Consider the following 20,762-nt stretch of genomic DNA (forward strand, 5'->3'; position numbering starts at 1 on the left):
GAGACTTATTGTCAAGATAAACTCTCTCTTGAGTTATTGCTTTATTATTTCGATTCTGCAGGCGTACCTTCTTCAAGCATTTTGTTGAAACGCTCGCTAATGTCTTCTTCTGTATAGCCAGCCTCACCTAAACGTGCAGCAAGGTTTTTTGCCCATAACTCTAAACGTTGAGCCATTTTCGCATATTTCTTTGATTCAGACCCTTTACCTTGCTTAGCACGGCCTTCTGCGTTAGACATGACGTTCTCAACGATGAATAAGCTTTTCCAAACCATTTCTTCGTCTAATGTCTCATGAACTTCACCTAATTCAGCTAGAACTTTACGGTAAAATCCGCTGAATTCTTTAAAAGAAATCTCTTCGTCCATATTTAAGTACACTTGAATTTGATCATACAAAGCTTGCATTTATTGCACTCTCCTTATTTAACTTATAGGATTCTGTACAAAAGGATGATTTTTCCCTTTTGTACAGAATCTAAGCAATGAGCGGAACCGCTACAAGGTTTTGAGCCTCTAGGAGTGGGGTTCTCCTAGAGGCGTGTAGCGTGTGTAGCCATTGCCGTCTTTTTAAACGCACTATATAAGTCATTATAGCATAAATTATTTTTCGTTTCTTATAAATCACCGTACAAAAAGAAAAGAGCTTAGAGGACTCTACCTGTAAGCTCTTTCCAAGGTAAGTGATATTTATTCCTTACAATAGTCGTCGAATGCTTTTTCAAGCTTTTGAACGACTTGAATTGGTTCATGTCCCTCAATTTCAAAGCGTTCTACCATTGTTTTGATTTCACCGTCTTTTAATAAAGCAAATGATGGCGAAGATGGAGCGTAGCCAGTGAAATATTCTCTTGCTTTTGCTGTCGCTTCTTTGTCTTGACCAGCAAATACTGTAACGAAGCGATCCGGCTTTGTTTCGTAATTTTTCATATAAGCTGCAGCTGGGCGGGCAATTCCACCAGCACATCCACAAACAGAATTAATCATTACGAGAGTCGTTCCTTCTTTCTTTAATACCTCATCAACTTCTTCCGGTGTTTGTAATTGCTCATAACCTGCCTCGACCATTTCTTGGCGAGCAATTTTCACGACATCATTCATATAGAAATTAAATTGCATTGTACTCTTCACCTCTTAAACATATGTTACTTTTATTGTAACCCTTTCGATTAATAAAACCAATTCTTTTGCACCTAAAAAAGAGAAAGATCAGCATATTACCTGATCTTCCTCGTTGCTTTTATTGAAGTGCTGTTTCTAAAACTTCAATATTTCTTCTCATAAGACTGAAATAGTCTTCATCATTTTCAACGTCTTCTTCAATAAGCGCTTCTAAGTTATGAAGGTATAGAGCCTCTGCTCCTACTTCATCTTTCACAACTTCGGCAACTTTTGTTGGAATATTTTGCTCAAATAATACATACTGTAACCCGTACTCATTTGCCAATTCGATAATATCTTGTAATTGACGTTGTGATGGTTCATTTGTTGGTGAAATGCCAGAAATCCCAATTTGCTTAACGCCATAACGTTCTTCCCAATATCCATATCCAGCATGTGAAACTAGGAACGTATCTTTATCTGCAGCTTCAACCATAGCTTGGAACTCTGCATCAATTGCTTCTAGCTCAGCCTTTACTTCTTCAAAGTTTGCATTAAATACTTCTTCTTGTTCAGGCATTAATTCAACAAGTGCATTTTTAATGTTTTCCGCAAGCGTAATAGATAAAATTGGATCTAACCATACATGCGGATCCTCGTCATGATCGTGTGCGTGATCATCATGTGCATGATCGTGGTCATCCTCTTCGTGTGCATGGTCATCATGTTCATGGCCGTGATCATCTTCCTCTTCATGCGCATGATCATCATGTTCATGGCCGTGATCATCTTCCTCTTCATGCGCATGTTCATCATGTGCGTGATCGTGGTCATCTTCCTCTTCATGCGCATGATCATGATCATGATTATAATCTATAAAATCAATTCCTTCTGAAGCTTTCACAATCGCCACATCTTCACCTTCGAGCGTTTCAATTAATGCATCGACAAATCCTTCTAAACCTGCACCATTGTAAATGAATGCATCTCCCTCAGCTACACTAATCATCTCACGAGCTGTTGGCTCAAATGTGTGTGCATCTGCACCTACAGGAACGACATTTGTCACATTTACAAATTCTCCTCCGATTTTAGTAGCAAAATCTTCTAATGGAAAAATAGTAGTAAATAATTCCAATGTTTCTACTTCTTCAATTGGTTCTTCAGTTGTTGGTTGCTCTTGCTCTTCTGCTTGTTCGTTTCCGCCGCCACATGCCGCTAGAAATGAAGAAGCAATAAGGACAGATGCAAACAAGCTCGATAGTTTCTTCATAACAAACCCCTTTCGTAACGATTACGTTTAATCACAGTTACAAATTATATCGTAAGCTTTACGATTTGTAAATATAAAATCCTACATAAAAAGGCTTATTTTCAACCAAATCTATGTTGAAGATAAGCCTTATAGCATTATGTTCTGTTAACTACATCTAAACGTTTCTTATATACATCATTTAGTTTTTTATAATGGTCAAAAAGTTGTGGAAGTAGTTTGCGAAGTTGTTCTTCATCTCGCTTCTCGATTGCTGCATTAAAAGCATCAGTGATTTCTTTATGCTGTTCAATCCATTCATTATCAATGGCCCCGCCATTTTCCAATTCACCTTTTTGCTTAGCTTCCTTTAACTTCTTCTGAAGCAAATCTCGCTCAGAGCGGATTTCTTTCCACTTTTCTAATTCGTTTGGAGCGTATTTTTCAGCTAGCAGTTCATAGTAATAATCGAGATGAACTTTTAACTCCTTATTAATTTCTTGTTGTTCATGCCCACGGCATTCCTGCTCTGGCTCTTCATTTGGTACTTCTGCTTGAACAGGTGCCAATGATGTAACAGCAATAGACGCTAGCAAGACAATTTGCGCAAGAATAAACAACTGGTGAAAACGTTTCATGAATTGGTCACCCTTTCCTTTCTGATACTTTTAGAATAACCAGGATCACCAATTTCATGTAAACAAAAAAGCTGTTAAGAACAGTTCCTCTTAACAGCTTTGATTATCATTTAAACAAAAGAGCACGAACATGCCATCCCTAAAAGGCTTAAAACACTACAGCGGCTTTGCCTATTCTCCTAGTTTTTCAAAGGACTTAGGCTTCCTTCCCTTAAATAGCGCGAACATGCGGCGATGGCTCCTCTCGCCGTGCGCCTTTTAGGAGAAACCCACTCCTAAAAGGCTTAAAACATTACGGCGGCTCCGCTCATCGCTTCGAGAATGTTCGAAAAGGAAAAACGCCTTTTCGAACATTCTCTTTAATAAATAGATGTTGTCTCTGCAGTCATATTTTCAAGTATTTCTTTTACTCTTGCTAAGAAACGTCCACAAACAAGTCCATCTAACACGCGATGGTCAAGAGAAAGGCAGAGATTAACCATACTGCGAATGGCAATCATATCGCCTGCGTCACTTTCAATGACAACTGGTCGCTTCACAATTGACTCGATTGAAAGAATGGCGGCTTGTGGATGATTAATGATCGGTGTTGAGAGGATCGAACCAAAGGAGCCGGTGTTATTCACTGTGAATGTACCACCTTGCATATCCGCTCCACTTAGTTTTCCTGAACGTACTTTACCAGCTAACTCATGAACTTCACGTCCAAGTCCTTTGATCGTTTTCTCATCTGCATGTTTAATAACAGGGACAAATAATGCATCGTCTGTGGCAACCGCAAGTGAGATATTGATATCTTTCTTTTGGATAATCTTTTCACCAGCCCACATTGAATTCAACTGTGGAAATTCTTTTAATGCTTCAACAGTCGCTTTAATAAAGAATGGCAGGAAAGTTAAATTAAAGCCTTCTTTTTCTTTAAAGCCCTCTTTGACTTTATTTCGATATTGAACAAGTTTCGTCACATCAACTTCAACCGTCATCCATGCATGCGGTGCTTCATGCTTACTTTTCACCATATTAGCAGCAATTGCTTTTCGTACCCCAGACACAGGAATTTCCACGTCCCCGTGTGATGTAAGGACAGCGGTAGACTCTTGCGGCGTTACAGGTTTACTTTCTGGTTTATTAGTAACTGGAGTAACAGGTTCAGCACTAGTAGTTGCTTTTTGATCTACACCGCCATCAATAATGCGTTGTAGATCTTTGCGTGTGATTCGACCACCTTTACCTGAACCAGTAACTTGTTCAAGATCAATATTATGTTCTTGAGACATACGCAACACGGCTGGAGAGTAACGACGTTTTTGTGACTGGTCGGTTGGTGTTTCAACATGCGGCGTTGGAGCCACATCTTCTTTTTTAACCGATGCTGCTGCCTCACTATTACTTTCTCCTTCAACTTCAATTGTACATATAACGACTCCTACTTCGACCGTTTCATCTTCTTGTACACGAAGCTCTTTAATTGTACCTGAGTACGAAGAAGGTACTTCAGCATTTACTTTATCTGTCATCACTTCTGCAATGGGATCGTACTTATTCACATATTGACCTGGTTCTACAAGCCACTTGCTAATTGTACCTTCTGTGACACTCTCCCCTAATTGGGGCATCGTCATTTCTGTCGCCATTCGATTCCCTCCTAGCGATTAAAATTCAGCTAGCTCCCGCATCGCTTTTTCAACTTTCTCTGGGTTAATCATAAAATACTTTTCCATTGTTGGTGCATAAGGCATCGCAGGTACATCTGGTCCAGCCAAGCGTTTAATCGGTGCATCTAGATCAAATAAACAATGCTCAGCAATGATTGCTGCCACTTCACCCATAATGCTGCCTTCTTTATTATCCTCCGTTACGAGTAGAACTTTGCCGGTTTTACTCGCTGCCTCAATAATGGCTTCCTTATCTAACGGATACACCGTACGCAAATCAAGAATATGTGCCCCGATCCCCTCTTTTTCAAGGCGATCAGCTGCTTGCAAAGCAAAATGAACGGATAAACCATACGTAATGACAGTAATATCGTCACCTTCACGTTTCACATCAGCTTTACCAATAGGTAAGGTGTAATCATCGTCAGGTACTTCACCTTTTATTAATCGATATGCCCGTTTATGCTCAAAGAATAAAACCGGATCGGGATCGCGAATAGCTGCTTTGAGGAGGCCTTTTACATCGTAAGGCGTGGAAGGCATCACAATTTTTAACCCTGGTACACTTGCAAAGATTGCTTCTACTGATTGCGAATGATAGAGAGCCCCATGAACTCCGCCGCCATATGGAGCTCGTATCGTAATTGGGCAGCTCCAATCATTGTTAGAGCGGTAGCGAATTTTTGCTGCTTCCGAAATAATTTGGTTCACAGCTGGCATGATAAAATCAGCAAATTGCATTTCCGCAATTGGCTTCATCCCATACATTGCTGCCCCAATTCCTACACCAGCGATAGCTGATTCAGCTAGAGGCGTATCAATAACTCGCTGCTCACCAAATTGTTCATATAAGCCATTCGTAGCTCGGAAAACACCGCCTCTTGCCCCAACGTCTTCACCAAGTACAAATACTTTTTCGTCCCGTTCCATTTCTTCTCTCATTGCTTGTGTTACAGCTTCTATATATGAAATAACAGCCATCTTACTTCCCCCTTTCTATTCTTCTGCGTACGTATATAACATTGCACTTTCTGGATCTGCATATGGTGCTTGCTCTGCATATTCAGTAGCTTCATCGATAATATTAGCCATCTCTTTTTCAATTCTTGACGAAATGTCATCTGTTAAAATTCCTACACCTTTTAAATAGTCTGCAAATGTAAAAATTGCATCTAATTTCTTTGCCTCTTCTACTTCCTCACGCGAGCGATAAGCCCGATCATCGTCATCACTTGAATGAGGAGTTAAACGGTACGATACCGTTTCAATAAGAGATGGCCCTTCGCCATTTCTAGCACGGTCTGCAGCTGCCTTTACTGCTTCATATACTGCTAAAGGATCATTGCCGTCAACCGTTACCCCAGGCATCCCGTATCCAATTGCACGATCAGATACATTTTTACACGCTAGTTGCTTTTCAATTGGTACAGAGATCGCATATTTATTATTTTCACACATGAAAATAACCGGGAGTTTATGAACTCCAGCGAAATTTGCCCCTTCATGAAAATCCCCTTGGTTTGAGGAACCTTCTCCAAAAGTTGTGAAAGTGACAAAATCCTTTCCTTCCATCCTGCCACCTAATGCAATTCCGACTGCATGTGGAACTTGAGTCGTTACAGGTGATGATCCTGTCACAATTCGGTTTTTCTTTTGTCCGAAATGTCCTGGCATTTGCCTTCCACCTGAGTTAGGATCCTCAGCTTTTGCAAATCCAGATAACATAAGATCGCGTGCGGTCATCCCAAATGTTAAGACCACTCCCATGTCACGATAATATGGCAAGATATAATCCTTACTTTTATCTAGTGCAAATGCTGCCCCTACTTGAGCTGCCTCTTGTCCCTGACATGAAATAACAAAAGGAATTTTCCCTGCACGGTTTAGGAGCCACATACGCTCATCAATCTTTCGAGCCAGCAGCATCGTTTTATACATTTCAAGCACCGTTTCGTCGGATAGACCTAATGCATGATGTCGATTTTCAGTCATCTTTCTTCCTCCCTCACTATTATGAATGAATAGCCAAACCATCTACAGCAAGTGCCGCCTCACCTATTACTTCAGATAAAGTTGGATGTGGATGAATCATTTCTGCTACTTCAAAGTGAGCAGCATCTAGTACTTTGGCCAAAGCTGCTTCAGAAATTAAGTCTGTTACATGTGGTCCTATCATGTGAACTCCTAGTACATCCTGATTGTCTTTATTTGCGATCACTTTAACAAAACCGTCTGTTTCACCATATACTAGCGCTTTTCCTATCGCTTTAAACGGAAATGTTCCCACTTTTACGCGAAAGCCTTGTTCTACTGCTTGCTTTTCTGTTAATCCAACACTCGCAACTTCAGGATTGCTGTAAATACATTTTGCGACCGTGTCATAGTTGATCGGATCGGGCTTCTTACCTGCAATATGATCGACAGCAACAATACCTTCATGTGAAGCAACATGCGCTAACTGCAAACCACCGATCACATCTCCGATAGCATACATGTGCGATTCTTTCGTTTGATTATATTCATTCACAACAATCACACCGTCTTCTACCTGAATATCGGTGTTTTCAAGGCCTATATCAGCTACATTCGCACTTCGGCCTACAGAAAGAAGCAATTGATCTGCGTGATACGATTCTTGTTGTCCCTTCGCTTCAGCTTGAATGGTTACCCCTTGCCCTTTTTCTAAAGTTTCAGCTAGCACTTTAGCACCAGTCACAATTTTGATACCCTTGTTCTTTAAAATTCTTGCCGCTTCTTTTGCTATAGCTGCATCCTCTGTTGGAAGAATCTGCTCACTATACTCAATAACGGTAACTTCAACACCAAAATCATTCAGCATCGAAGCCCATTCAATCCCAATGACTCCCCCACCAACAATGATGATTGATTTTGGCAAAACCTCAAGCTCTAGAGCATGGTCTGAAGTAAGAACATATTTTCCATCTGCTCTAAGACCGGGTAATTCCCGAGGCGAAGAGCCTGTTGCAATAAGAACATACTGGGGGATTAGCATCGTATTTTCTTCACCATCTGATCGTTCTACAGAAATCGTCCCTGGAGTTGGGGAAAAAATGGATGGTCCAAGGATCCTTCCAGTTCCTTCATAAACATCAATCTTCCCTTTCTTTAATAGATGCTGGACCCCACGATGCAATTGATCGACGATTGATTCTTTTCGTGCTTGCACTTTTTTAAAATCAAGACTTACTTCGTTTGTAAGAACACCAAATTCTTCTGAACGCTTTGAAGTTGCAAATACTTCTGCACTTCGAAGTAATGCCTTACTTGGAATACATCCTTTATGCAAACAAGTTCCGCCTAGTTTTTCTTTTTCAACTACTGCCACTTTAAGCCCGTGCTGTGCCGCACGAATGGCAGCAACATATCCACCAGTACCGGCTCCTAAAATGACAAGATCGTATTCTTCAGCCATGTAACGTTCCTCCTAGCTCCTAAAGTTCCCGTCGAATTAACATAAAAAGGGAAAACCGCCCCTTTTTTCTTATACGTGCAAACCATGTTTGCAATGGCTTCTCTCGCCATGCGTCATTTGAGAAGATCGCTCAAATGGCTTAAAATCGTAACGGCGGTTCCGCTCATTGCTTCGAGTTAACATAAAAAGGGAAAACCACCCTTTTTATGTTAACTCTTAGCGACGTGATAAAATATGCTGGCCGTTTTGTAAGAATTGACGTCTTGATCTTCTCATTCTTTCAATTCGTTCTTCGGCCATACGGTCTGCCGCCTTGAATGTTGGAATTTGATCACGTTTTGATATATCAAATACTTTCTCAATGTTTTGATAGATTCCTTCTACTTTCTTCAACGCCCGTTCACTGTTATACCCATTTAACTCATCTGCAACATTAATAACACCACCTGCGTTAATCACGTAGTCTGGTGCATACACAATGCCCATTTCGTGAATAAGACTCCCATGACGTTCTTCTTTTAATTGGTTGTTAGCAGCTCCTGCAATAACCTTTGCTTTTAATTGTGGAATCGTGTGGTCATTAATAATAGCACCTAGTGCACAAGGAGCAAAAATATCACAATCAACACTATAAATGTCATTTACATCAACCGCTTTTGCGTTAAAATCTGCAACTGCTCTTTGAACAGAATCTTTATTGATATCCGTGACAATTAATGAGGCACCTTCCTCATGCAGGTGTTTACACAAGTTATAAGCAACATTTCCGACCCCTTGTACAGCAATTGTTTTTCCTGCTAAATCATCCGTACCAAATGCTTCTTTAGCAGCTGCTTTCATACCGACATACACTCCATACGCCGTTACTGGGGATGGATTCCCTGATGAACCGAAAGCAGGCGAGATCCCTGTTACATAATCGGTTTCTTCATAGATTGTATCCATATCTTGTACGGTTGTTCCTACATCTTCAGCTGTAATGTAGCGGCCATTTAAACCTTGAATGTACCGACCGAATGCACGAAACATTTCTTCATTCTTATCTTTTCTAGGGTCACCAATTATAACTGTTTTTCCCCCGCCAAGATTTAATCCCGCTGCTGCGTTTTTATATGTCATGCCTTTTGCTAAACGCAGTGCATCTTCAAACGCATCTGCTTCTGTCTCATACATCCACATCCTCGTTCCACCAAGAGCAGGGCCGAGTGTTGTATCATGAATCGCTATAATTGCTTTTAATCCAGATAATTTGTCTTGGCACACAACGACTTGTTCATAGTCGTAATTTTCCATATAAGAGAATAATTCCATGATGTAGCCTCCTTAAATACGTCACCTTCAAAAAAAGATGACTCCTTACCCTATCCTTTGCAAAAACCGTGCCACAAAAAGAATTTTTGTCCATCCCTTTATAGTCTTCACAAAACGATCACAATCCAAAATAGAGTATGCATTTTTTTTCATTAGCACGCAAGAATTTGCATGCACATTTATGCAATTTCATACTTCTCCATTTTGTAATACAGTGAACGAATGGAAATACCTAATGCTTTTGCCGCATTCGTTCGATTTCCTTGATAACGTTCCAGTGCATTTACAATAACTGATTTCTCAAAATTATTAAGTAATTCCTGCAGTTTCTCTTCTTTTTCCCCAATTGTACTTTTTTGAATGACTGTATCGGTTTGAACATTCGAAAAAAGAGGGGGAAGATGTTGTAACTCTACTCGGCGACTTGCTGATTCCATATAAATCATCGTTCGAGCTAAGACATTCTCAAGTTCCCTTACATTACCTGGCCATTGGTAGCCACTTAAATACTCTAAGGCTTCATGAGAGATGGCTTGAACGTATCTTCCATAATCTTTATTTAGTTTATTCAAAAGATGCATCGCTAAAAGTTCAAGATCGTTCATTCGTTCACGTAAAGGAGGAATAGAGATTGGAAATTTACTTAGTCTATAATAAAGGTCTTCTCGAAACCGATTTTCAGCTATTGCTTTTTCCAAATTTACATTCGTCGCAGCAATGACTCGAACGTTAATGGATATTGGCTTCGTTCCTCCGACTCTAATAATTTCTTGTTCCTGAAGAACGCGTAATAATTTAGCTTGCATTGTACTGGAGAGTTCCCCTAACTCATCCAAGAAGATACTTCCATTATCAGCTTCTTCAAATAACCCTCTCTTCCCTCCACGTTTCGCTCCCGTAAAGGCACCTTCCTCATAGCCAAACAATTCACTCTCAAGCAATTGTTCCGATAGCGCAGCACAATTAACACGAACAAACGAATGATGTTTCCTTTGGCTTTCATTATGTATAGCATGAGCAAATAGTTCCTTTCCGGTACCTGATTCGCCTCGCAATAAAATTGTTGCGGGAGTTTGAGCCGCTAATTTAGCTTGTTCAATTGCCACCCTCATCTCCTCGGATGTTCCTATAATTTCATCAAAAGAATATTTAGCTTCAAGTGTTTGAATTCGTTTTTTTGCTTTCTCAAGTTGACCATGCAAAGAGTTCAACTCAGAGACATCATGGATGACCCCTACACTTCCTCGCTTCTGTCCATCCACTATGATTGGTGCTACATTTACAATCACATCTTTTTTGTTTGGTCCAACCTTTAAAGAAACCCCTCTAACAGCCTTCCCCGTTTCTAGCACTTGTAAATGCATACTTTCCCCTTCAGAAATATCTGCAGTTGCAGGATGTCCTATCACTTCTTCAGGCAGTAATCCCGTTAGCCTCGTATAGGCTGGATTTATCATTAGGCCTATCCCATTCTCATCTACAACTGAGATCGCATCATCTGAAGATTGAATAATTGCTTCAAGCATCGTTTGAACATTTTTTAAGTTCGTCACTTGATCTGCCATTTCCACCATATCTGTTATATCTTTAAAGACAGCTAATGCACCGATGCAGCGACCTTCTTCAATCATCGGGACCCTTGTTGTAATGACAATCGTCCCATTTTGAAGTTGCTGCTTGCGGTTATGTTCTGCTTGCTGTGTTCTCATTACCCGTGGTAACCCACTCGATTTCATAACCTCACGAAGAGGACGCCCGATTGCTGACTGAGCTTGTATCCCAGATATTCGCTCAGCAGCCTCATTAAAGATTAAGATCTGTTCATGGGAATTAATTGCTATCATCCCATCGTGAGTCGAATTTAAGATCGTTTCTTGAATCGACATTTGTTCATTCAGACGGACAATTAGTTGATCTTTCTCTTTCATTAAAGAGTAGAAAAGCCTAGCTAATTGAGAGGGAACAATCATTGTATTGGGTTGAATCGTTTTCCTAAGTTCCGTAAGAACATCAGGATTTCCTGTAGATTCAAAAATAAAATCAACCTGATCATTACGAATTTCTCTCCAATCAGATCCAATTTTCACATGATGTTTCTCTGCCTCTACAATGCCTGGGGCAGATGATAGAATATCATACACGGCAATAACTTGAATGTGTTCCATATTCATGAGCAATCGAAACAGGGCTGTTCCACCTTGACCAGCACCAATAATTACCGCGCGTTTCATCAATACTCCCCCTTTTATGACTTGGTCTTAACTTCTACTATTAATTTTCCTCCTTTTACTATTACGCAAATGACACAAAAATGCAACCACTAACGTGTACACATTGATGAAATTTCGTTAAAATATAACTATAGTAAATGATGAAAGAGGAATTGTTGATGGGACGTTTTATCGCCTTAATGATATTAGTAATACCAGGAGTCATTGCGGGATATGGAATTAAGTTGATGCGAGATACTATTTTTCAAATCATTAATAGTCCATTCCCAAATCTTTCGTTACAATTTTTCGCTGGACTGGTCCTTTTCTTTGCCGGACTAAGCTTTATTGGTGGTTTTATTTTTTATCGCGACCGCAAAAATGGAAAAATTGCACCAAGGTTTCAAAAAAAATAAACTCAAAGTGGGTGACTCTAGTTGTGCGAGTCACCCTTTTGATGTTTATTCATAATTCCAATTTGATCAATCATACGAAGCAAAGAAGAATGTTCAATAATTCTTGAAAACGAATACTTTTCTGCAATGACGATAAAGAAACTAACTACAACGAGAACAAAAAGTTGAAGTCCTATTGGTAAATGATTGATTGCTACTATTGCTAAGATGGCCCCAACTACGGTAGCCCCATTATCTCCAAGCATCGCCTTTCTGTAGCCTTCAAGCACGTACCAAACATAAAAGACAGATAGTAGCATGACAATATAGATAAAAGATGGAAGCGGATTAATAAGTAGAACAAGAACAACAAAACATAACGCTCCCTTCCACACTCGTAACGGACGAGTATCAAATAAATTCATAACATGCGGAAGACCTATAAGTAGGAAAAGAGAGAGGAATGTGGTAAAGTACGTGTACAAGGGCGTTATCCAGACGAATAGCAATGCTACTACAATGGTGCCAGCTGCCTTTACCAATCCCGTTGTAATACGTTTTTTTTGAAACGCATACAAAACATGGCCTTTTAATCCTTTTGGATACGGCTTGCCAAACACATCATCAACAAGACCTAGTAACCAGATCGAAAAGACGAAAATAAAAGAAGCCATGGAGACTGATTCTAGTCCTGGAGAAAGAGCAAATAAATAACTGTAACTATATATAATGACAACTCCTAGACTATAAGGAACAAACCTTCCTTCATAATTCAACACACCTAACTTCATTGTTTGAAACGAAATAAGGCTTAAATAAGCAATGATTGGCATTGACAGAAAGAAGGCAATCATGATTGCACACCTCTTAGTTGTTTTTCTATATCAACCCACTGCTTTAAACGATGAACGAACCCTTTTACATCTCTTCCCATTTCACGATGCTTCATAGTCGTTGGTATTTCTAAACAAGTTGCCCCTGCTTCTAATAGGTCGATTGTCATCTGTGTTTCAATGCCGAATCCATAGTAAGATTTGCTCAATAGAACCGAAAGCCACTTTCGTCGAAATGCTCGTTGACCTGATAATGGTGCTTCTAATTTCACCCCAGTTTTCTGATAAACAATTGTTTGGACTCTTCGTTTCACCATGCCCATTCCAGACTTCTTCCCAGGGTTAATAATCGAAATGGTCATATCTGCTTTGTTTTGGCGAATTGGTTCAAGGAGCGCAAATGCCTCACTAGCTGATTCCTCGAGGTCTGCATCTAGACAAACAATATATTCTCCCTTTGCACTCCTCCATCCAAGCTGCATGGCGTATCCTTTACCTTTATTCTTTGAATACGAAATAACTTTATCTGCATATTTCTCCGCTGCTGCTTTTGTTTGATCCTTACTTCCATCATCAACGACGATGATCTCTGACTGGTTGAATTCCTTGTTAGCTCTAATAGCAAGAAGTGTCTTTTCAAGCGTCTCCTCTTCATTATAGGCTGCTATCACAAATGATATATCAATCATGGCGAAGAACCTCCCTCTTCTTCCATAACCCTACACGGCCACTGACAAGATGATGAATTGTTTCAATTAGCGAAGGTTTTACTCGACTTTTTTTCTGCCATAATAATGGACTAATTGATCGGTTTGTCAGGTGATGAATTCCCTTTAAGTCTGTTATTTTTTCACCAGCTTGAATTCGACACAACCAAGTCGATCCCATACCTGCACGCCCTTTTTCTAGAAACTCTGTCATACCCAAACGACAACCTATTAAATAAAGGTGGTTAGCACCCGACCAATAAGATGCTGTAATGGCTACATCTTCACTTGTTCCAACGAAGCGGATCGTATCAACAAATAACCCCATTTTATTTAATCGCTCTTTTCCTGGTGAAGATCCGTTCGGGTGTTCATGACAAATTAATTGCGCCCCGCAATCAATAGCCTTCTCACTAATCGAGTCCATATCGCCAATGATGAAATCAGGTACAATTTTTTGTTTTAACAAACCATCCGCAGCTCCATCCACTGCTACAATGACCGTCCCCTTTTTCATCATTGCATGGCGGACTGCTTTAATATCCTTTTCATACTTTGTATTCCTCGCTACAATAAATACCTCTTTTTGATTCACTACTTCAAAAGAAGGTGGAATAGTAGGGAATTGTTTAAACCAATCACATTCTTTTTCAGCATAAGTTATTGTGTTATGAACAAATTTATCAAATTGATCTGAAAAGTTGTTACGTGCTTCAATTGCTTTTTCATTAATTATTTCTTCTGTATATGATTTCAAGCTTGCTACAAACATTGGCTCTAACTGATCGTCTACATAAAGTTCATCTTGAAAGATAATTGCTTCATCCCCTTGATACAGTCTGTCATGCTTGCAAGAAGCTGTTATATCAAAGACCGGGATTCCCGCTTGAAGCAAACGCCTTACGTGATGCTGTGTATAATGGCCTGTCATCGAAGTTTTTGCATTAATTACTGCCTTCACTTGCGCTTCAATTAATCCATCGACTGCTACACCATCAAGGTCTTCATGCCATAAAAAAACAATGCTTCGTTTTGGCAAATAATGAAGCAGCTTTTTGGTTTGTTTGTGTTCATAGATAGGTCCTTTTATCAAATTCCTCATATGATAACCCTCTTTGCACCGTTTGGTCATAATATGAGCAATTTTAGCGATTTTATTTATAATAGGAAAGATTTTGGTAAATTGAAAAAATTAAAGATGAGTTTAAGTCCATTGTACGAAAAACAGCACTCCCTTAAAAAAATTGGAAATGCTAAAACCGTCCCTTTTTCTTTTCATTTTTCCACCAATAGAACAGCACAAATACAAAAAGTATTTTTACAACCATAGCTACAGCCACGGTTATAATAACTGTCATCTTCCCATCTTCCAATACGTTTCACCCCTCTCATACTATTTACTACTATAGAGATAGTGAAAACCCTTTTATTTTTGACATTTTTACAATATGAAAAAACACTTCAAATTTGAAGTGTTTTTTCTTTAGTCTTTATTTGTATCTTGATTGCGATCCTTTCAAGAAACTTTATGTTCAATCCTAAGCTTATCAGCTACCATTGCAATGAATTCACTGTTTGTCGGCTTCGCCTTCGAGTGGCTTACTGTGTATCCAAACAGACTAGAAATAGAATCAATATTCCCACGACTCCAAGCTACTTCAATCGCATGACGAATAGCACGTTCCACACGACTTGATGTTGTATTAAACTTCTTTGCAATATCAGGATATAATACTTTTGTAATCGATCCTAGTAACTCAATATCATTATAGACCATCGTAATTGCTTCACGTAAATACATATAGCCTTTGATATGAGCTGGCACACCAATTTCATGAATAATACTTGTAATACTTGCATCTAAGTTAAAGCTATGCTGTTCTGGTTGTGGTGCATTTGAAATAAATGAGTTAAGTGGAGACTGTTGAACAAATGATCTTGTTTGTCCGCTGATTTCACGAATATTAGAAATTAACACTTCCATGTCAAACGGCTTAAGTACGTAGTAAGCAGCTCCTAAATCAACAGCTTTCTTCGTAACATCTTCTTGACCAAAAGCAGTTAACATAATAATATTAGGCTTTTTCTTCAAATTTAATTTATTAATCCGCTCAAGTACAGCTAATCCGTCTAAATGAGGCATAATAATATCTAAGATTAATACATCCGGCTCTTGCTCCTCAATCAAACTTAAACATTCCTGACCATTGTACGCTGTTCCTACTACTTCTAAGTCATTCTGAGCTGATATGTATTCATTGAGTAAATTGACTAACTCACGATTATCATCTGCGATACATACTTTTACTTTTTGCACAATAAAGCCTCCTCTGTTCCTATTTTCTGTCATACTTTTAAGTTTTCGACAAGGGATTTTATTTCCCTTTATTTTTTTTGAAATTTAAATGGTTTTTTTACATTTCCTAAGTTATTCTTCAGTATACTACCTCATTCGACCTGATTCGAACATTGACAAACAAACCAACTTTCTTTTGTCGAATTTTCTTTATACCTTAATCATATCACAAAAATTGAAAAAGAAAAGAAGCCAAAACGATTTTAACTCGCTTTGGCTTCCTGTGTATTTGAAAAATGATCAGTTACTCCTGCTTCTTCTAGCATCCAACTAATGTGACATCCATATCCACTTGTTGGATCATTAACAAAGACATGAGTTACCGCACCAATAATTTTTCCATCTTGAATAATCGGACTTCCACTCATTCCTTGTACAATTCCACCTGTTGCTTCCAACAGTTTTGGATCAGTTACTTTAATAACCATTCCTTTTGTTGCTGGTTGTTTTTGGGGAACAGAACTAACAATTTCAATGTCATATTCTTCTACTTCTTCCCCTTCAACAACAGTCAATATTTTAGCCGGCCCTTCCTTGACGTGAGTTGAATGGGCGATCGGCATCTTTTTATCATGGATGTTGTTCTTTAAATTTGCTTCTTTTAATGTTCCAAATATCCCAAAGGAACTATTTTTTTCAATTGTACCTAGTACATCTCGTTGGTTAGATAAGCTTGCCAGTTTTTCACCTGGGTCACCATTGCTACCTTTTTCAATGGAAGTTACAGAAGAACGAATGATTTGTCCATCATGAACAACAATTGGTTTTTGTGTGTCAACATCAGAAATAACATGACCCAATGCCCCATATTTTTTTGATTCTGGGTCATAAAAGGTTAAAGTTCCTACCCCTGCTGCTGAATCCCTAATATAAAGACCCATACGGTAAGAATGTTCACCTTTTGCTTTTAAAGGTATCAATTCCTTTTCAAGCGTTTGTTGATCTCGTTTAATTTCAAGTTTCAGCTTTCGTCCATCATCTCCTGCAGCTTGAACATACTCGCCAACTTGACTCATACGTTGGATTTCATGATCATCTATTTTTGTAATCATATCTCCAACTTCAATACCAGCTATTTCTCCTGGGGAAGAACTGCCATCTTCCGTCTCAACTAGATGATGACCTACAACTAACACTCCTTCGGTATTAAGCTTTACACCAATGGATTGTCCTCCCGGAATAACTTCTGTTTTTGGAAGCACATTAACATCAATACTTTTCACAGGAAAACCTGCGACTTCTAACGATACATTATCTGTTATATCACTTTCACTTACCCCATTCATTTGAAAAGTAAGTGCTGATGGCGCAGCAGTTGCAGTTACAGCTTTTAGTGACTTCGTTGCATCCACTACAGGGGTCATATCCCCTTCGAACACAGTCATAGCTGTGGGAACTTTCACCCATTCACGTACCCCATCAGAAAAACCTAAACTTACGACAAATAGTAATACAAGTATACCTAATGTTTTTCTTACTGCATCGCCTCTCACTCACTTCACTCTCCTAGCTCCTTGCCCACACCTCCGTTACTGGATGTACTATTAATGTTGCCTTAGAGAACAACATTTATAACTGGAACAAAAAGAAAAAAGCTATCCTTTTTTGGCTAGCTTTTCAAGCGGGTTGCTTTAGAGATTCTGCAAGTTCTAACAATTCTTTCGCATGCTCCCTTGTTAATTCTGTTACTTCTACCCCAGAAATCATTCGGGCAATTTCATTTATTTTTTCCTCTGTTGAGAGCGACTTTACAGAAGTTTTAACGCGATCATTTTCTTCGTTCTTTTGAATATAGAGATGTGAATCGGCCATCGCTGCTACTTGAGGCAAATGAGTAATACAAAGTACTTGTGATCCAATGGATATAGCGTGGATTTTTTCAGCAATGGCTTGTGCAACTCGTCCACTAACTCCAGTATCGACTTCATCAAATATAACTGATGTGACTCCTTGCTGATTTGAAAAGATGGATTTAATCGCAAGCATAATTCGAGAGATCTCCCCACCTGATGCCACTTTCGAGAGTGGTTTCATTGGCTCTCCAGGATTCGTTGACAAATAAAACTCTACCGTGTCAATGCCGTCCTGAGAAAAAGGCATCGTCTTTCCCTTAATCATAGGCGCGTGCTTACTTGGCGCTCTCTCCGCTACTCGAACATCGAATACGGTCTTTTCCATATATAGTGAACGCAACTGCTCATGTATCGCTTCTGTTAACTCCTGAGCAGCTTCTTTCCGAATTGATGTTAATGCTTTTGCTTCTATATATAAATCTTGCCACAATCCATCTAACTCATTTTGAAGCTTTGATATGCGATCATCTTTATTGATAATCGAATCTAACTCTTCTTCAACTTTAGAAGCGTACACCAAGATATCATCTACCGTCTCCCCATATTTCCGCTTTAACCGTTGTATATCATGAAGACGCCCTTCAATGAATTCAAGCCGATTTGGATCAAACTCAATTTGTTCTACCCGATCACGCAGAGCGAATGCCGCTTCTTCTAACAAATAATAGCTATTACTTACAGATTCAAATACATCTTTTAATTCCTGATCAATTGAAACAGCTTCTTCTAAATGCGACACAGCATTGTTAATAAAATCTAACCCTCGTCCTTCTCCATACAAACTTAAATAACTGTCTTGAAGAAGAGAGAACAGCTTCTCGCTATGTGCTAGCTTATGTCTTTCATTCATAAGATGAACGTCTTCTTCTGGAACCAATTTAGCTTGTTCAATTTCTTCGAGCTGATACTGAAATAAATCGGTTTTCTGTGCTAACTCTTGTTCATTTTCACTAAGCGACAACACTTGCTTTTGAAGCTGTTGTGCACGATTATATAACATTTGATACTCTTTAAACGTGTCCGTTAAAGCTTTTGAAGCATATCCATCTAACATGGAAATGTGCTCTTCTGGCTGCATTAACGCTTGATGCTCATGTTGTCCATGAATATCGACAAGAGCTTGTCCAATCTCCCGTAAAATAGCAAGAGTAACCAACTTGCCATTGACTCTGCAAATACTTTTTCCTTGTGACGTGATATTCCTTCTTAAAATAAACATTGAATCTTGAGCATCTATGCCAAATTCAATTGCTTTTTCAATGATAGGGTGATCATCTTCTACAATAAACAAGCCTTCAATTTCTGCGCGCTTCTCACCGTGTCTTACATATTCAGCAGAACCACGACCTCCAAGGAGAAGACCAATCGCGTCAATAATTATTGATTTTCCTGCCCCGGTCTCTCCCGTTAGAACAGTTAACCCTTTTTCGAATTGCACGGTCAATTCATCAATAATAGCAAAATGTCGGATTGATAATTCAATTAACATGCATGTCACACCCTTATAACATTTCTAAAAATCGCTGTGTTATAGCTGGCCCTTCTTCTTTATTTTTACAAATAATAAGAATGGTGTCATCGCCACAAATTGTCCCCATTACTTCGGTCCAATCCAAATTATCGATTAAAGCACCGATTGAGTTCGCATTACCCGGTAATGTTTTCATAACAATTAGATTATCAGATCGGTCAATGCTGACAAAACTGTCCATTAATGCACGCTTGAGCTTTTGTAGCGGATTAAATCGTTGGTCTGCTGGCAAGCTATACTTATAACGTCCATCTAGCATTGGTACTTTTACAAGATGAAGTTCTTTTATATCTCTAGATACCGTTGCTTGTGTTACGTTATAGCCTTCTCTTCGTAATTGTTCAACTAGATCATCTTGTGTTTCAACTTCGTTATTGGCAATAATGTCTCTAATTTTTATATGCCTTTGTCCTTTATTCATCTTTTCTCACCTATTCCTACACTGTCTCATATGTTCATTATCTACGTATTCGCTCTACAATACAACATTTACACCTACAAAAACTTTTAAAATTTACGAAAAAAATAATTTTTCATACATTCCAATGAATAATTATAGACAAAAAAACGCCTCGATCAAATCATGAGGGCACTGAAAAAGGTGGTTTTCCCTTTTTCAGTGCCCTCCTAAATCATTGATCGAGACTTCTTTAATGAGCTACTCTTCTTGTTTTGCTTTTAATTCCTCATGTGCAGTAGTGACGACATCCATAATTGAAATAGAGTCACTAATTGAGCCTTCGTCACCGTTATACTGTAAATGCATTAAAAATTCGATGTTGCCCTCTCCACCTTTAATCGGTGAATAACTTAGGCCACTAACGTGATACCCTTCATTTGAAGCAAACTCTATCATACGTTTCAACACATCTTCATGAACTTTTTTATCTCGGACAATGCCTTTTTTCCCAACTTGTTCACGACCAGCTTCAAATTGTGGCTTTACAAGTGCCACAACATCTCCATTAGGAACAAGAACGGTCTTTAATACAGGTAAAATCAACTTTAAAGATATAAAGGATACATCGATCGTTGCAAACTGAGGCAATCCTTCTGTTAAATCCTCTGGCTTCACGTAACGGAAATTCGTTCGTTCCATTACTGTAACTCGCTCATCCTGTCTTAGTTTCCATGCCAATTGATTATATCCAACATCAAGTGCATACACCGATTTAGCTCCATTTTGTAAAGAGCAATCAGTGAACCCTCCAGTTGATGCACCTATATCTAATACAATTTTATCTTTTAAGCTAAGTTGAAAAAGCTCGATGGCTTTTTCTAACTTTAATCCTCCACGACTCACATAAGGAAGTGGGTTTCCTTTAATTTCTAGAGGAATATCCCGATCCACTTTTATTCCTGGCTTATCCACTCTCTCCGTACCAGAGTAGACAAGTCCAGCCATAATAGATCGCTTCGCCTTTTCTCTCGTTTCGACTAGGCCTCGCTCGACGAGCAAAACATCTATTCGTTCTTTCTTAGTCAATG

At 39.0% G+C, this 20,762-nt stretch carries 19 protein-coding genes; 1 reads left to right on the top strand and 18 read right to left on the bottom strand.

Annotated features, from left to right (window positions below; genetic code table 11):
- Positions 1-44 precede the first annotated feature (44 nt).
- From SAY88_RS13235 to SAY88_RS13280, 10 genes are all read right to left on the bottom strand, one after another.
- Positions 45-407, bottom strand: a complete 363-nt coding sequence (locus tag SAY88_RS13235) for a hypothetical protein (protein ID WP_332632295.1) — start codon at positions 405-407, stop codon at positions 45-47.
- 282 nt (positions 408-689) lie between these two features.
- Positions 690-1,118 (bottom strand): BrxA/BrxB family bacilliredoxin, encoded by a 429-nt coding sequence (locus SAY88_RS13240; protein ID WP_332632296.1) that lies wholly within the window; start codon positions 1,116-1,118, stop codon positions 690-692.
- Positions 1,119-1,239: 121 nt separating this feature from the next.
- Positions 1,240-2,373, bottom strand: coding sequence for a metal ABC transporter solute-binding protein, Zn/Mn family (locus SAY88_RS13245; protein WP_332632297.1), 1,134 nt, complete (start codon positions 2,371-2,373; stop codon positions 1,240-1,242).
- 137 nt (positions 2,374-2,510) lie between these two features.
- Complete coding sequence (locus SAY88_RS13250; RefSeq protein WP_332632298.1) at positions 2,511-2,990, bottom strand: hypothetical protein; 480 nt, start codon at positions 2,988-2,990, stop codon at positions 2,511-2,513.
- Positions 2,991-3,349: 359 nt separating this feature from the next.
- Positions 3,350-4,624: a dihydrolipoamide acetyltransferase family protein gene (locus SAY88_RS13255; RefSeq protein ID WP_332632299.1), complete on the bottom strand. Its 1,275-nt coding sequence runs from the start codon at positions 4,622-4,624 to the stop codon at positions 3,350-3,352.
- An 18-nt stretch (positions 4,625-4,642) separates the two neighbouring features.
- A complete protein-coding gene (locus SAY88_RS13260) occupies positions 4,643-5,626 on the bottom strand; it encodes an alpha-ketoacid dehydrogenase subunit beta (RefSeq protein ID WP_250095097.1) in 984 nt (327 codons plus the stop codon).
- A gap of 15 nt (positions 5,627-5,641) precedes the next feature.
- Positions 5,642-6,637, bottom strand: a complete 996-nt coding sequence (locus SAY88_RS13265) for a thiamine pyrophosphate-dependent dehydrogenase E1 component subunit alpha (RefSeq protein ID WP_332632300.1) — start codon at positions 6,635-6,637, stop codon at positions 5,642-5,644.
- 19 nt (positions 6,638-6,656) lie between these two features.
- Positions 6,657-8,078, bottom strand: a complete 1,422-nt coding sequence (gene lpdA, locus SAY88_RS13270; protein WP_332632301.1) for a dihydrolipoyl dehydrogenase — start codon at positions 8,076-8,078, stop codon at positions 6,657-6,659.
- 216 nt (positions 8,079-8,294) lie between these two features.
- Positions 8,295-9,389 carry a branched-chain amino acid dehydrogenase gene (bcd, locus tag SAY88_RS13275; protein WP_250095094.1) on the bottom strand — a complete coding sequence of 365 codons (1,095 nt, stop codon included), beginning with the start codon at positions 9,387-9,389 and terminating at the stop codon, positions 8,295-8,297.
- 179 nt (positions 9,390-9,568) lie between these two features.
- On the bottom strand, positions 9,569-11,620 hold the full coding sequence (locus SAY88_RS13280) for a sigma-54-dependent Fis family transcriptional regulator (protein WP_332632302.1): 2,052 nt from the start codon (positions 11,618-11,620) through the stop codon (positions 9,569-9,571).
- Positions 11,621-11,778: 158 nt separating this feature from the next.
- Between SAY88_RS13280 and SAY88_RS13285 the strand changes: the two genes are divergently transcribed.
- Positions 11,779-12,015: a DUF2627 domain-containing protein gene (locus SAY88_RS13285; RefSeq protein ID WP_250095092.1), complete on the top strand. Its 237-nt coding sequence runs from the start codon at positions 11,779-11,781 to the stop codon at positions 12,013-12,015.
- Positions 12,016-12,032: 17 nt separating this feature from the next.
- Here SAY88_RS13285 and SAY88_RS13290 read toward each other — a convergent pair whose 3' ends face one another.
- The 8 genes from SAY88_RS13290 to SAY88_RS13325 all read right to left on the bottom strand — a co-directional run bounded on the left by SAY88_RS13290 (position 12,033) and on the right by SAY88_RS13325 (position 20,760).
- Positions 12,033-12,848: a hypothetical protein gene (locus SAY88_RS13290; protein WP_332632303.1), complete on the bottom strand. Its 816-nt coding sequence runs from the start codon at positions 12,846-12,848 to the stop codon at positions 12,033-12,035.
- Positions 12,845-13,516, bottom strand: coding sequence for a glycosyltransferase family 2 protein (locus SAY88_RS13295; protein ID WP_332632304.1), 672 nt, complete (start codon positions 13,514-13,516; stop codon positions 12,845-12,847). The genes SAY88_RS13290 and SAY88_RS13295 overlap by 4 nt, the downstream gene beginning before the upstream one ends.
- Positions 13,509-14,636: a putative cytokinetic ring protein SteA gene (gene steA, locus SAY88_RS13300; RefSeq protein ID WP_332632305.1), complete on the bottom strand. Its 1,128-nt coding sequence runs from the start codon at positions 14,634-14,636 to the stop codon at positions 13,509-13,511. The genes SAY88_RS13295 and steA overlap by 8 nt, the downstream gene beginning before the upstream one ends.
- Before the next feature lie 414 nt (positions 14,637-15,050).
- Entirely contained in the window at positions 15,051-15,851 is an 801-nt protein-coding gene (gene spo0A, locus SAY88_RS13305; protein ID WP_332632306.1) for a sporulation transcription factor Spo0A, read from the bottom strand.
- Between the two features lie 242 nt (positions 15,852-16,093).
- Entirely contained in the window at positions 16,094-17,383 is a 1,290-nt protein-coding gene (spoIVB, locus tag SAY88_RS13310; protein ID WP_332632307.1) for a SpoIVB peptidase, read from the bottom strand.
- A gap of 124 nt (positions 17,384-17,507) precedes the next feature.
- On the bottom strand, positions 17,508-19,232 hold the full coding sequence (gene recN, locus SAY88_RS13315; RefSeq protein WP_332632308.1) for a DNA repair protein RecN: 1,725 nt from the start codon (positions 19,230-19,232) through the stop codon (positions 17,508-17,510).
- A 13-nt stretch (positions 19,233-19,245) separates the two neighbouring features.
- Positions 19,246-19,695 (bottom strand): transcriptional regulator AhrC/ArgR, encoded by a 450-nt coding sequence (ahrC, locus tag SAY88_RS13320; RefSeq protein ID WP_332632309.1) that lies wholly within the window; start codon positions 19,693-19,695, stop codon positions 19,246-19,248.
- A 237-nt stretch (positions 19,696-19,932) separates the two neighbouring features.
- Positions 19,933-20,760 (bottom strand): TlyA family RNA methyltransferase, encoded by an 828-nt coding sequence (locus SAY88_RS13325; protein WP_332632310.1) that lies wholly within the window; start codon positions 20,758-20,760, stop codon positions 19,933-19,935.
- Positions 20,761-20,762: the final 2 nt, after the last annotated feature.

Origin of the sequence: Halalkalibacter flavus (assembly GCF_036663575.1) — a bacterium.
Taxonomy (GTDB): domain Bacteria; phylum Bacillota; class Bacilli; order Bacillales; family Bacillaceae_D; genus Halalkalibacter; species Halalkalibacter flavus.

Bases quoted from the DNA above. Each gene is read 5' to 3' on its own strand.
- SAY88_RS13245 (WP_332632297.1), bottom strand. From the start codon at position 2,373: ATGAAGAAACTATCGAGCTTGTTTGCATCTGTCCTTATTGCTTCTTCA.
- SAY88_RS13290 (WP_332632303.1), bottom strand. From the start codon at position 12,848: ATGATTGCCTTCTTTCTGTCAATGCCAATCATTGCTTATTTAAGCCTT.
- ahrC (WP_332632309.1), bottom strand. From the start codon at position 19,695: ATGAATAAAGGACAAAGGCATATAAAAATTAGAGACATTATTGCCAAT.
- SAY88_RS13260 (WP_250095097.1), bottom strand. From the start codon at position 5,626: ATGGCTGTTATTTCATATATAGAAGCTGTAACACAAGCAATGAGAGAA.
- SAY88_RS13235 (WP_332632295.1), bottom strand. From the start codon at position 407: ATGCAAGCTTTGTATGATCAAATTCAAGTGTACTTAAATATGGACGAA.
- bcd (WP_250095094.1), bottom strand. From the start codon at position 9,389: ATGGAATTATTCTCTTATATGGAAAATTACGACTATGAACAAGTCGTT.
- SAY88_RS13280 (WP_332632302.1), bottom strand. From the start codon at position 11,620: ATGAAACGCGCGGTAATTATTGGTGCTGGTCAAGGTGGAACAGCCCTG.
- steA (WP_332632305.1), bottom strand. From the start codon at position 14,636: ATGAGGAATTTGATAAAAGGACCTATCTATGAACACAAACAAACCAAA.
- SAY88_RS13265 (WP_332632300.1), bottom strand. From the start codon at position 6,637: ATGACTGAAAATCGACATCATGCATTAGGTCTATCCGACGAAACGGTG.
- SAY88_RS13285 (WP_250095092.1), top strand. From the start codon at position 11,779: ATGGGACGTTTTATCGCCTTAATGATATTAGTAATACCAGGAGTCATT.
- lpdA (WP_332632301.1), bottom strand. From the start codon at position 8,078: ATGGCTGAAGAATACGATCTTGTCATTTTAGGAGCCGGTACTGGTGGA.
- SAY88_RS13240 (WP_332632296.1), bottom strand. From the start codon at position 1,118: ATGCAATTTAATTTCTATATGAATGATGTCGTGAAAATTGCTCGCCAA.
- recN (WP_332632308.1), bottom strand. From the start codon at position 19,232: ATGTTAATTGAATTATCAATCCGACATTTTGCTATTATTGATGAATTG.
- SAY88_RS13295 (WP_332632304.1), bottom strand. From the start codon at position 13,516: ATGATTGATATATCATTTGTGATAGCAGCCTATAATGAAGAGGAGACG.
- SAY88_RS13250 (WP_332632298.1), bottom strand. From the start codon at position 2,990: ATGAAACGTTTTCACCAGTTGTTTATTCTTGCGCAAATTGTCTTGCTA.
- SAY88_RS13255 (WP_332632299.1), bottom strand. From the start codon at position 4,624: ATGGCGACAGAAATGACGATGCCCCAATTAGGGGAGAGTGTCACAGAA.